Source organism: Anaerotruncus sp. AF02-27 (assembly GCF_003465835.1).
In the GTDB taxonomy this organism is placed as follows: domain Bacteria; phylum Bacillota; class Clostridia; order Oscillospirales; family Ruminococcaceae; genus Anaerotruncus; species Anaerotruncus rubiinfantis.
This window is the reverse complement of the sequence record NZ_QSBX01000018.1, coordinates 57,621-69,962: the sequence shown is the minus strand read 5'-3', so window position 1 is coordinate 69,962 and position 12,342 is coordinate 57,621. Positions and strand designations below refer to the sequence as shown.

12 protein-coding genes are annotated in these 12,342 nt (G+C 56.4%); 10 read left to right on the top strand and 2 right to left on the bottom strand.

All coding sequences use genetic code 11. The features are described 5' to 3' along the window. The first annotated feature begins 69 nt into the window (after nucleotides 1-69). The 8 genes from DWV16_RS13315 to DWV16_RS13280 all read left to right on the top strand — a co-directional run bounded on the left by DWV16_RS13315 (nucleotide 70) and on the right by DWV16_RS13280 (nucleotide 7,395). The gene (locus DWV16_RS13315) at nucleotides 70-957 is read left to right on the top strand and encodes an ABC transporter substrate-binding protein (protein WP_255420066.1); all 888 of its coding nucleotides are present in this window, start codon (nucleotides 70-72) and stop codon (nucleotides 955-957) included. Nucleotides 958-1,055: 98 nt separating this feature from the next. After that, the gene (locus DWV16_RS13310) at nucleotides 1,056-2,060 is read left to right on the top strand and encodes an ABC transporter permease (RefSeq protein WP_066460424.1); all 1,005 of its coding nucleotides are present in this window, start codon (nucleotides 1,056-1,058) and stop codon (nucleotides 2,058-2,060) included. A gap of 13 nt (nucleotides 2,061-2,073) precedes the next feature. Beyond that, the gene (locus DWV16_RS13305) at nucleotides 2,074-2,916 is read left to right on the top strand and encodes an ABC transporter permease (protein ID WP_066458917.1); all 843 of its coding nucleotides are present in this window, start codon (nucleotides 2,074-2,076) and stop codon (nucleotides 2,914-2,916) included. 4 nt (nucleotides 2,917-2,920) lie between these two features. Next, nucleotides 2,921-3,940, top strand: a complete 1,020-nt coding sequence (locus DWV16_RS13300) for an ABC transporter ATP-binding protein (protein ID WP_118479689.1) — start codon at nucleotides 2,921-2,923, stop codon at nucleotides 3,938-3,940. Next, nucleotides 3,924-4,922 (top strand): ABC transporter ATP-binding protein, encoded by a 999-nt coding sequence (locus tag DWV16_RS13295; protein WP_066458919.1) that lies wholly within the window; start codon nucleotides 3,924-3,926, stop codon nucleotides 4,920-4,922. Before DWV16_RS13300 ends, DWV16_RS13295 begins: the two co-directional genes overlap by 17 nt. A 12-nt stretch (nucleotides 4,923-4,934) precedes the next feature. Further along, nucleotides 4,935-5,693: a 3-oxoacyl-ACP reductase family protein gene (locus DWV16_RS13290; RefSeq protein ID WP_066458921.1), complete on the top strand. Its 759-nt coding sequence runs from the start codon at nucleotides 4,935-4,937 to the stop codon at nucleotides 5,691-5,693. A 45-nt stretch (nucleotides 5,694-5,738) separates the two neighbouring features. After that, nucleotides 5,739-6,992, top strand: coding sequence for a M20 family metallo-hydrolase (locus tag DWV16_RS13285; RefSeq protein WP_118479685.1), 1,254 nt, complete (start codon nucleotides 5,739-5,741; stop codon nucleotides 6,990-6,992). A gap of 13 nt (nucleotides 6,993-7,005) precedes the next feature. Next, nucleotides 7,006-7,395 carry a RidA family protein gene (locus tag DWV16_RS13280; protein ID WP_066458923.1) on the top strand — a complete coding sequence of 130 codons (390 nt, stop codon included), beginning with the start codon at nucleotides 7,006-7,008 and terminating at the stop codon, nucleotides 7,393-7,395. An 86-nt stretch (nucleotides 7,396-7,481) separates the two neighbouring features. On the opposite strand, the gene DWV16_RS18890 is transcribed toward DWV16_RS13280, so the two are convergent. Both DWV16_RS18890 and DWV16_RS13265 read right to left on the bottom strand, forming a co-directional pair. Next, nucleotides 7,482-8,558, bottom strand: a complete 1,077-nt coding sequence (locus tag DWV16_RS18890) for a spore surface glycoprotein BclB (protein WP_305000072.1) — start codon at nucleotides 8,556-8,558, stop codon at nucleotides 7,482-7,484. Between the two features lie 413 nt (nucleotides 8,559-8,971). Continuing rightward, the gene (locus tag DWV16_RS13265) at nucleotides 8,972-10,216 is read right to left on the bottom strand and encodes a 6-phosphofructokinase (protein ID WP_066458928.1); all 1,245 of its coding nucleotides are present in this window, start codon (nucleotides 10,214-10,216) and stop codon (nucleotides 8,972-8,974) included. Between the two features lie 335 nt (nucleotides 10,217-10,551). Between DWV16_RS13265 and DWV16_RS13260 the strand changes: the two genes are divergently transcribed. After that, the gene (locus tag DWV16_RS13260; protein ID WP_118479680.1) at nucleotides 10,552-11,949 is read left to right on the top strand and encodes an MATE family efflux transporter; all 1,398 of its coding nucleotides are present in this window, start codon (nucleotides 10,552-10,554) and stop codon (nucleotides 11,947-11,949) included. A gap of 54 nt (nucleotides 11,950-12,003) precedes the next feature. Next, nucleotides 12,004-12,246 carry a hypothetical protein gene (locus DWV16_RS13255; protein ID WP_066458932.1) on the top strand — a complete coding sequence of 81 codons (243 nt, stop codon included), beginning with the start codon at nucleotides 12,004-12,006 and terminating at the stop codon, nucleotides 12,244-12,246. Nucleotides 12,247-12,342: the final 96 nt, after the last annotated feature.

Sequence of the window (12,342 nt, the reverse complement as noted above, 5' to 3'; positions counted from 1 at the left end):
CACAGAGGAATCTGCCTCGCCTTTATTATAGCATATTTATAACATGAACAATCTTTCGACAAGGAGAACCTGCCCTGGTTTGAGCGGGTCATCATCCTCGAGGTCCCCGAGTCCTCCAACCGCGCCTCGATGCTGATGAGCGGAAGTGTTGACGCGGCCACCAAGCTGCTCACCACCGAGCTGCAGCAGATCTCCGGCAACGACAAGGTTAAGGCCATGCACTACGACGGCAACAAGACCTTTATTGTCGGCGTCAACCACGAGGTCGAAGAGTTCCAGAACCCGAAGGTCATCCAGGCGATGTCTTTTGCAATTCCATATCAGGATATCATCGACACCGTTTACCTCGGCCAGGCCAAGCAGCTTAAATCGCTCGTCTGTTCCACCTATCCGCTGTATACCGACCAATATTTCCAGTATACCTACGACCTTGAAAAAGCCAAATCCCTTCTTTCCGAAGCAGGTTATCCGAACGGCTTTTCCTGCAAGATCTCGGTCGACAACACCAACACCCAGGCCGAACAGGTTGCGCTGCTGATGCAGTCGAGCTTCAAACAGATCGGCATCAATATGGAGATCGAGAAGATGCAGGCCGGTGACTACTATAACCACCTCTCGAACAAGAGCTTTGAAAGCCTCTACGCGTTTATCGACTCGGCGGGTGTCCCGGACGCGGGCTTTGCGCTCCAGCTTGGCGCGCTGACCGGTTCGATCAACAACTGCGGCAAATACTCGAACGCCGAGGTCGACGAGCTGATCACCAGGATGATGTCCACCACCGATGCGGCTGTACGTGCCGAATGCGCTGACCGGCTGCAGGAGATCCTCGTCTGGGAGGATCCGTACTGCCTGTACATCGCGGAACCCGGCTTCGACCTGGCTGTCACCAGCGACATCGTGAACCCCCAGTGGGATACCATCCAGCAGATCCACTGGAATCGGATGTCCCGGCAATAACCCCGAAAATTTTGAAGCGCCCAATCACTGTTTGACCGTATCCGGGGAGGGGAGGAAGCGCCTCCCTTCCCCGGAATAAGGAGGGAATTACCTTGAAAATGCTGCGATACCTGGGGAAACGGCTCCTGGTCTTTATTCCGCTTTTTTTCGGCGTCATCTTTGTCGCCTTCGTGCTGATCCGCATGCTTCCGGGCGATCCGGCGCATGTTTTGGCCGGTGCGTTTGCCTATGAGGACACCATCGCCGCGCTGACCGAAAAAATGGGTCTGGACAAACCGGTTCTCCAGCAGTTCTTCATCTACATCGGCGACGTGTTCCGCGGTGATCTCGGCCGGTCGATGTTCACGAGCAGCAATGTGCTCGACGACCTGATCAAACGTTTCCCGGCAACCTTTGAGCTCATCACCCTGAGCATCATGGTTTCCCTGGTGCTCGGAATGTTCCTGGCGGTGTTCTCGGTCACAAAACCGAAGGGTGTCGTCGCAAAGATTTCGAATGTTTACGGCATGCTGGCCGGTTCGTTCGCGGACTTCTGGCTCGCGCTGATCCTCATCTATATTTTCTTTACAGTGCTCGGCATTGCCCCGGCCCCGATCGGCCGGCTTGACGTCATTATGATCCCGCCGCAGAGGATCACAGGCATGTACCTGCTCGACAGTATCCTCACCGGCAACTGTGCCGCCTTCAAGAACGCGGCGCAGCACCTGGCCCTGCCGGTGATCACACTGGGACTGATCAACGGCGCCGCGATCATGAAGATGACCCATTCCACCATGGGCGAGGTGCTTGATTCCGACTTTATCCACCATGCGCGCCTGATGGGGCTTGCGCCGAAGGTGGTGCGCGGATACGCGCTCAAAAATTCACTGCCTGCCGTTCTGATGGTGATCGGCAATATCTACAGCTACCTTCTGGGCGGCGCGGTGCTCATCGAGCAGGTATTCGCCTGGGGGGGCCTGGGGCAGTATGTCACACAGGCGCTTTCCAACAAGGACTACGTGGCCATTCAGGGGTTCATCCTGGTTGCAACTCTGTTCTCGATGGTGCTGTACCTGATTTTGGACCTGATCCAGATGATAATCGACCCGCGGATCAAGTATTAAGGGGTGGATGGCTATGAAAAAAGCAATCAATGACTTTTTTGTCATGCTCAAAAAGAATAAACAGGGGACAATCGGGCTGATCCTGATGCTGGTGATCATCCTGCTGGGCGTTTTGGCCCCGATTGTGGCCCCGTATGACCCGGAGATGACCAACGCGGCGCATGCCCGGCTGGGTCCGAGCCTTGCGCATCTCTTTGGGACCGATGAAACCGGAATGGATGTCTTTTCCCGCTGTATCTACGCAATCCGCATCGACGTGGTCATCGGCGTCTGCGGGACCTTCGTTTCGCTTTTGATCGGCATTCCCATCGGGCTATTGGCCGGTTACTATGAGGGGCTGGTCGGGGAAGTGATCCTGCGCCTTGCGGATCTTATCCAGGCGTTTCCGGCGTTCATCCTCGCAATGGCGCTGGTGGCGGTGCTTGGCAACAGCACCCAGAATATCCTGATGGTGGTAGCCTTTGTGAACGTCCCAATCTATACCCGCTTTGTGCGCGGCGAAGTATTGGCCATGAAAAGCCGCCCGTTTATCGAAGCGGCGCAGGCCGCCGGAATGTCGCCGCTTCGCATCATGTTCAAGGAACTTCTGCCGAACTCGCTGCGTCCGGCGTTGGTGCAGGCTTCTATCAACATCGGCGGCGCAATCCTCCTGACAGCGGGGCTCAGCTATATCGGCGCGGGCGTCAATGTGCCGACCCCTGAATGGGGCTCGATGATTTCGATCGGCGCGCCGCTGATCCTGACCGGACAGTGGTGGGCGGCTTTCTTCCCGGGCGTCTGCATCGGCGTAACGGTGTTCGGCTTCGCGCTGTTCGGGGATTTCCTGCGCATTTATCTGAACCCGGAGAGGAGATAGGAACATGCATAAAATTCTGGAAATCGAAGATCTGCGCGTGGGCTTTCATCTGACGCACGGCACTTCACATATTGTAAACGGGCTGAATATCTCTCTGGAAGAGGGGCATCTGATCGGGCTTGTGGGCGAATCCGGATCGGGAAAATCCGTTTCTGCGTCCGCCGCGCTCGGGTTTGTGCGCAAACCGGGATTCATCGAATCCGGCAGGGTGATCTTCGATGAGAAGGTCGATCTGCTCGCGCTTTCGGAACAGGAACTCCAGCAGTACCGCGGCAGCGCGGTGGGGCTCATTGCGGCGAACGCCCGCGGGCATCTGAATCCGCTGATGACGGTGGGCGAGCAGATTTCCAACGTCTACCGCGCGCACAACAAATGCACCAAAAAGGAGGCGTGGGACGCGACGCTCAAGATGCTCGAGGCGGTGGGGCTCACCGACATCGGGCAGCGCGCGAAATCCTATCCGCACGAACTGAGCGGCGGTATGGCGCAGCGCTGCATGATTGCGATGGCGCTTATCAACTCCCCGCGCGTGCTGATCGCGGACGACGCGACCAACGGGCTCGACGTGACCGTGCAGGCGCAGATCATGGACCTCATCATTACAATGCTGCGCGAACGCGACATGTCCGGTATCTTCATCACCCACGACCTGGGTGTTGTGGCCCAGTGCTGCAACGAGATTGCCATCATGTACTGCGGGCAGATTGTGGAATTCGCGCCGGTTGAACAGTTTTATAAAAACCCGGTACATCCCTACAGCCGGCACCTGCTCTATTCGCTGCCGGAATACCGGAACGCGGCCCACAAGGAGAAGATGTGGGAGAACAACATGGACCCGATGAATCTGCCGGACGGCTGCCTTTTCCATCCGCGCTGCAAATTTGCCTGTGAAGGATGCAGGGTCGGGGATATCGGCATGGCTGAAGTGGAGCCGGGGCATTTTGTGAAATGCTGCAATATCGATGCGGCCTGCAAGACTGCGGCGGCGATTAAGGGAGGTACGCACGATGGACAATCTTCTTGAAGTGAAAAATCTGACGAAATTGTTCCCGGTGGGCTATAAAAAGAACATCACGGCCGTCAATGATATCTCATTTGATATCCGTCCGGGCGAAACCTTTGGACTGATCGGTGAAAGCGGTTCCGGAAAATCCACGGTGGGGCGCTGCCTTCTGAACCTCATCAAGCCGACGAAGGGAAAACTGGTCTATAAAGGCGTGGACTATTCCAGGTTTACGAAAAACCAGAAGGCGCTCATACGCAAGGAGATGCAGATGGTGTTTCAAGACCCGAACTATTCGCTGAACCCGCGCGTCACCGTATGGGATACGGTACAGAACACACTGAAGGTCAGCCGCGAATTTTCCCTGGAACAGCAGGAGCAGCTCACCAAGGAAGCGCTCGATATGGTGCACCTGCGGGAGGACAACTACGGCAAGTACGCCCATCAGCTCAGCGCCGGCCAGCAACAGCGCGTCGGTATTGCCCGCGCGATCGCGGCGCATCCGAACTTTGTGGTGCTCGACGAACCGACCTCCTCGCTGGACGTTTCAATCCGCGCGGAAATTAACGATCTTCTGCGCAGCCTGCAGGACGCAATGGGGGTTTCATACCTCTTCATCTCCCATGACCTGAGCACGATCCAGTATCTCTGCCACCGCGTGGCGGTCATGTATCTGGGCTCGATCATGGAATACGGCACGGTGGAGCAGCTCTTTAAAAATTTTGCGCATCCTTACAGCAAGGCGCTGCTCGCATCGGTCATGGTGCCGGACCCGGACGTGAAACGCAGCCGTTACCGGCTTACCGGCGAGATCCCCAGCGCGATCAACCTGCCGAAGGGCTGTGCGCTGGCTTCCCGCTGCGGAGAAGCGGAGAAACGGTGCTTTACCGAAAATCCAGCGATGGTGGAGATCGAGCCGGGCCATTTCGTCAAATGCCACCATGCGAAATCCTGCCATGACTGCGCCGGATGCGGTGCGGACGCAGCGAAATCAAATGAATAAGGAAGGATCCCAATGAGATTAAAAGGTAAAATTGCGGTGATCACAGGGGCGAGCGCCGGGAAAGGCATGAGCCGCGGCTTCCCGGAGGGTTTTGCCCGGGAAGGCGCCGACCTGGTGCTCAACTATTATGGGCATCCGGCCGCCGAAATGGAAGCTTTTCGGCAGGAGCTGGAACAAAACGGCGTCCGGGTGATCCTGGCGGAAGGGGATATTTCACAGGAGGAGACCGCAAAGGAGCTCATCGATACGGCGATCAGGGAATTTGGAAGGATTGACATTCTCCTAAACAACGCGGGCATCTCAAAGCCGAAACGCCTCACCGACATGAGCTTCACAGACTGGCAGCGGACAATTTCCGTGAATCTGAACAGCGTTTTTCTCACCTGCCGCTATGCTGTGCCGCATATGATTGAACGGAAATTCGGCCGTATCATCAACATTGCGTCACAGGTCGGACAGAAAGGCAGCGTCGAGCATTGTCATTATTCCGCCGCAAAGGCCGGGATGATCGGCTTCACCAAATCGCTCGCGCGGGAAGTGGGTGCGTACGGCATCACTGTGAACTGTGTGGCTCCCGGCCCGATTGTGACCCAGCTGATGGGCGAAGTGAGCGAGGAATGGATCAGGGGCAAGGCGGCGGAACTGGTTCTGCCGCGTTTCGGAGAGGTGGAAGAGGTAGTCCCGTCCGCGATTTTTCTGGCGTCGGAACCGGACGGAAACCTCTATACGGGCCAGACGCTTGGACCGAACCTTGGCGATGTGATGCTTTGAGCATCCGGATGGCGCAAATGAAAGATTGGAAGAGGTGTCTGGAATATGGAAATTAACAAAGCCCGCCTGTGGGACCGGCAGCAGCAGATCGGTTCCATCGGAGCCGACCCGCAGGGGGGGATCAGCAGATTTGCCTGGACTCCGGAATATAAAGAGGCCTGCGAACTACTGATAAAATGGATGGAAGAGGCTGGGCTCGGCGTACGCGTCGACACCGTGGGGAATATCTATGGGCGTATGGAGGGAACGGAAGACCTTCCGGCGATCCTTTCCGGTTCGCATTTCGACACGGTCCCGAACGGTGGGAAATTTGACGGCCTCACGGGTATTATGACCGCGCTAGAAGCGCTGCAGACCATGCGGGACAACGGCTACAAACCACGCCGCCCGATTGAGATGGTCGCCTTTGTGAATGAGGAAGCAAGCCAGTTTTTGGGAGGTACCTTCGGCAGCAAGGCGATGTGCGGCGTATTGCCGCACGACTACCCCGATGTCACCAAGCACCGGTTCACCGGCGAGCCACTGCGGGACGCGATGCGTGAATTTGGCATGGGACTTGACCCGGACAATATCGAGGACAGCATCATTGACCCGAAAAATTATTGCTGCTTCATCGAAGTACATATCGAACAGGGCCGCTATCTGCTTGAACATGATCTGCCGCTCGCGGTCGTGACCGATATCGCCGGGATCAAGCAGTTCTATATCACGCTGAACGGCATCTCATGCCATGCTGGCGGCATGGCGATGGAGGACCGGCATGATACGCTTGCGGCGGCGGCCGCAGTCGCGTGCGAGGTGGAACGGCTGGCAAAGACCCTGAGCCCGAACACCCGCGGCACGGTCGGCTACATCCAGTCCGATCCGGCCGAACATAACATCATTGCGCGCCAGTCGGTCATCCCGGTCGATTACCGGGAGGCCGACGACGAAAAATGGCAGAAGTTCTATGACGATCTGATTGCTTTTGTGGAAAAGCAATGCAGCGAACGCGGGCTGACTTATTCGGTCACAACGACCATCGACGAACGGCCGTCTCACTGCCATCCGCGTCTGATGTCCGCTATCCATAAAGCAGCGGAGGGACACCGTATCCCGCACACTGAAATGATCAGCTTCCCATGCCATGACGCGGTCAACATCGAGCGGATTATGCCGATGGGGATGATCTTCCTACGCAGCTCGAACGAGGGACTCAGCCATTGCCCCGAGGAATATACGACGCCGGAAGACCTGGAGGCTGGCGCGAACACCCTTTTGGGAACGTTTATTGACCTTTGCGAAAACGATTGGGAATAAGGAGCGAAATAAAATGGAACTGAAAAGAATTACAACTGATAAGGCCCCGAATCCGGGCGGCTGGTACTCGCAGGCATTTGTCGTGGGAGATTTTGTCTTTACAGCGGGTGTTACCGCGAACGACCCAGTGACGCAGGAGATGGTCGGCCCAGGCGATATCGTCCTACAGACCCGGCAGGCGATCAAAAATCTGGAGCAGATCCTGATTGCCGCGGGCACCGATCTCAAGCATGTGGTGAAAACGCTGGTCTTTGTCAGTAATATTGATGATTTCGCGGTGTTCAACGAGGAATATAAAAAATTCTTCCCCGTGGACCCGCCCGCGCGCAGCACGATGCAGATTGGGAAATTCAATAACGGCATGGTCATCGAGATCGAAGCGGTGGCCGTCCTGCCAAACTGAATGGATCGAAAGGATAAAAGAATGAGGAACGGCGGTGCCGTTCCTCATTCTTGTTTGTCGGATATCTATCCAGATATGACAATGGGTCAGGACGCGTCGCCAAGACGGATAACGGTCAGAGCGATGTCGTCAAAGAGAAAGCCTGCCTGGCTGGCGACGACCTGCAACGTTGCGGCGCCGTCCACACGGAAAGGCACAGAGAAGGTCATGGTCGCTGCTTCGGTTGAGGCGGTGAAAGTGTGGTTTGCCGTAGCGCCCGCGACTGGAGCCCCATTGAGATAGAGCTGCGCCAGGAGTGTGGAGGGGATCGTTGTATTGGGTTCAGGCGAGGCGGTGCCATGGAATGAGGCCTGATAGATGCCGGGCTGATGGATCTGGATGTCAGGGCTGCCCGCCTGGTGGGTTATGGCATTCCCGGAGATGAGCGGCGTTTCGTTGAATGTCAGCGCAACGCCTGCGGAGGTTGACTGGTCGGTAGAGTCGACCGTGGCAAGCACGTCGGGCGTACCGCCGCCGCCTGGTTCGCCGCGCGGAATAACGAAGTCGAATATCGCGTCGTTTTCATTGCCGGAGTTGATTACCTGTGCATCAGTTCCAGGATCACCGGTGATTACTGTACCGACTCGGATAGTCGCCGCCATTCCGGTTTCTCCTGTCGGCCCAGTGGGTCCAGTGGGCCCGGTTGGCCCAGTCGGTCCGGTCGCGCCAGTCGCACCGGTTGTTCCTATTCCAGTCGCGCCGGTAGCGCCGATCGCGCCAGTGGGTCCGGTGGGCCCAGTAGGCCCGGTTGGCCCAGTCGCACCGGTTGTTCCTATTGCGCCGGTAGCGCCGATCGCGCCAGTGGGTCCGGTGGGCCCAGTCGGTCCGGTCGCGCCAGTCGCACCGGTTGTTCCTATTCCAGTCGCGCCGGTAGCACCGGTTGGGCCGGTGGGACCAGTTGCTCCAGTAGGTCCAATTTCACCACGCGGAATCACGAAGTCGAGCAGATGGACTGGACCTCCGGTCGCGTCATGCACCTGTGCCGGTTCTCCGGGTTCACCGGTGGTGGTGCTGCGTATGACAATGGTGTCAGCTGTTCCATCTGAGCCGGCAGCGCCGGTAGCACCCGTGGCCCCAGTAGCTCCTGTGGCTCCTCTCGGGCCAGCGGGTCCCGGAAATCCCATTGGCCCCTGCGGGCCGGTCACGCCAGTCGGCCCAGTCGGCCCAGTGGGTCCGGTTGGACCTGGCACCGGGATTGGACAGGGAGGCGGACATGGCGGGCAGGGAGGCGGACAGGGTGGTACCGGCGGCGGACAGGGACACGGATTTGGCGGAGTCGGACACGGGCAGGCGGCCTGAGCGGACGAGCCGGTGCTGCCCGCCGGATACCTTGTTGGGTCGTTTGGATTGGGATATAAATTCGTATTCATAATTGAACGCTCCAATATTATTGATGTCAGGGGGATACAGTATCCCATAACAGTATATTTCCATTGGGGTGCTTTGGTGTGCGAAGCTTTTGAACAGCCGGATGCGGTACGGCAAAAGAAAAAGGATAACGCCAATTTTTTTGGCGTTATCCTGAAAGCAGCTGGTGTCAGGGCTCCAGAGGCTTTTTGTTGTCGTAATAGAGGTGGCGGGGCAGGCCGTCGACCATAATGGGGGTCAGTTCGGCTTGGATGAGCGGGCGAACGTAGGTGAGAAAATCATTGGACATATAGGTGCCTTCCGTGTTGATCCATTCGCGCGGAACGACTTTTTCCACGTTTGCAATTTTATGTACGTCGTAGATGTCGGTCGCGCATTGGTAGGGGTCGTTTGAAAGCCGTTTGAGAATGACCATCTTGCCGGACTCGCCCTCAAAAGCCTCCTTGACCGCCGCGCCGCCGACCTGGAACGCTTCGGTGATGTCGACGCGGGAAACAATGTGAGAAGCGCAGCGCTGCAGGGTACTGAATTCGATGGCACGGGTCTTGCAGCCGATTTCCCGCGAAGCCTTGTTCGCAAGGAACCGGGCGGTCCCGGCCAGCTGTTTGTGGCCGAATGCGTCCTCAAAGGTGACGTTGTCGGTCAGCTCGCAGACATATCGCCCGTCGGGAAGCTTGACCCCTTCCGAAACTGCGATCACCACCGATTTTTTGCGTTTTTGCACCTCGTCAACCCGGGAGATGAACCGGTCGATGTCGAACTGGATTTCCGGCAGGAAGATCATATCCGGGCCTTCACAGTCCTCACAACGTGCCAGCGCGGCCGCACCGGTCAGCCAGCCTGCGTTGCGGCCCATGATTTCGACGATGGTGACGTTTTTCTGGTCATAGACCAGCCCGTCACGGATGACTTCCTTGAGGATGGAGGCAATGTATTTTGCCGCGCTTCCGTAGCCGGGGGTGTGGTCGGTGACAGCCAGGTCGTTGTCGATGGTTTTCGGCACGCCCATGAAGCGGATGTCGCTGCCTTTTACCATGCCGTAATCCGAGAGCTTTTTGATGGTGTCCATCGAGTCGTTTCCGCCGATGTAGAAGAAGTATTTTATCCCGAGCTTATCGAGGATTGAAAAGACCTTCCTGTAGATTTCCTCATTCTCCCAGATCTCGGGCAGCTTGTAACGGCAGGAACCGAGATAGGAGGACGGGGTACGCTTGAGCAGCTCGATGTCGAGGTCGTTGCGAATATGTTCGGAAAGATCAACATAGCGTTCTTCCAGAAGCCCCTGGACCCCGTGCAGCATTCCGTAAACTTTTTCGGCGCCGCGGTCGCGCGCGGTTTTATAGACCCCCACAAGGCTGGAATTGATCACTGCGGTCGGTCCTCCGGATTGGCCGACAATAACGTTCCCTTTCATTGTCCTACCTCCTGGAACAGATTTGTTTGGTATTATTGTACTCTATTGGACAGCCACTTGCAAGCAAAATTTGTATAGGATTGTCGGTTCCGGTTTTCGCTTCTTTTCGTTTCTTGTGGAATATCACGAATGAATTTCCTGTTTATCCCAGATCGGCGTGTCGGGATACAAATCTTTGCCATGTGCGGGCCTCTCGTTATCCCATGATTGAAATGGGTCGGGAACACGGGTAAAAAACACAGGACTTTTTCTTCCCGGAAAACCCCTTGACATTTCAGTTTTCTCCTTTATACTGATGGGGATATGAATTATTAGAAGGAAGAAACGGAGCTATCATGGCGCAGACAACACATTGTGAAAACGGGATTACAGAGGGAGCCATCTGGAAACAGCTGCTCGCTTTTTTCTTTCCCATCCTGCTGGGAACATTCTTCCAGCAGCTCTACAATACAGCGGACGCCATCATTGTGGGGCACTTTGTTGGCAAGGAGGCACTCGCGGCGGTTGGCGGCGCGACCAGCGTGCTCATCAACTTTTTGGTGAACCTCTTTATGGGCGTTTCGACCGGCGCCACCGTTGTCATCGCGCAGTATTACGGCGCGCGCAACTTTGAGGAGGTGGAGCGCGCCGTCCATACGGCGGTCGCACTGGCGCTGGCGGCTGGCGTGGGGATCATGGCAATTGGCATTGCCGGAGCAAAACCCGCCCTTGTGGCGATGGCGACGCCGGACGATATCCTGCCGCATGCGCTGACCTATCTGCGGATTTTTTTCCTTGGCACGGTCGCGTCCTTTCTCTATAATATCGGTTCCGGTATTCTGCGCGCGGTTGGAGATACCCGCCGTCCTCTTTATTTCCTGATTGTGGCCTGCCTCACGAATATTCTGCTTGATCTGCTCTTTGTGGTGAAACTGGGGCTGGGGGTGACGGGTGTCGCGGTGGCAACCGTCCTTTCACAAGTCATCAGCGCAGTGCTCACGCTGCTGGCGCTCTGCAAGGAGGGCAGCATCTATCAGCTTATCTTCCGCAAGATCCGGTTCTATCCGGGCATCTTGAAAAATGTTCTGCAGATTGGGCTGCCTGCGGGCATCCAATCGGACATGTATGCCATATCCAATATCCTGTTGCAGGCCTGTATCAATGGGTTCGGCACCAACGTGGTTGCCGCGTGGACCGCATTCGGCAAGGTAGATGGCTTTTACTGGCTGATATCCGCCGCGTACGGCCTTGCAATCACCACTTTTGTGGGACAGAACTTCGGCGCGCAGAAATATGACCGGGTCCGCAAAAGCGTGCGGGTCTGCATGGGAATGATCGTTGCGACCACCGTGGTGGTCAGCATCCTGTTCTGCCTTTTTGCCGAACCGCTGCTGCAGCTCTTCACAAACGATGTGGAGGTGCTGAAATATGGAGTGGAAATGATGCTGATGATGGCGCCCTTTTATCTTGTCTACACCGTTATTGAGATCCTTTCCGCCGCGGTGCGCGGAGCGGGCGAGGCGCTGGTGCCGATGCTGATCGTCTGCGGAGGCGTTTGTGTGCTGCGTGTGCTGTGGATTTTCTTCGTACTGCCGTTTTATCCATTTGTCGAAATGGTGGTGATCAGCTATCCCGTTACCTGGGCGATTACAGCGGTGCTTTTTATCATCTACTATCTGCATGGCGGCTGGCTGCGGCGCTGTATTGCCAAGGCGGGCTTTTCGAAGGAAGGGGAACCGCTGCAGCAGGAATGATCCGGCGGTTCCTTTTACAGAGTGGATGTGATATACTTTTGTGGGGTGATGGAAATGGATTTGCCAATGCTTGATTTTTTACAGGCAAAGAATATTTACACCGGGAGCGTGGGCGATTTCCGTTACCGGTTTCAGCCGGAAGCGGAGACGGTCAAGGTCTGGGCGTATGATACCTACTGCTTTGAATACTGCCGGGAGCATGACGGCAGGATGTTGGGCGAGGCAGAATTTTCGCTTGATGCTGACGGCCTAGCGAAGGCTGGGGAATGGCTCGGGGAGAAATATAACGCCTATTGAGAGGACAAAGGGCGGCTTTCCATCTGGAAAGCCGCCCTTTTTGCTTCAGTCGGTGTGCTGGGCAGCCTCGATCCCAGCGTACTGAAAGTCCCTGCC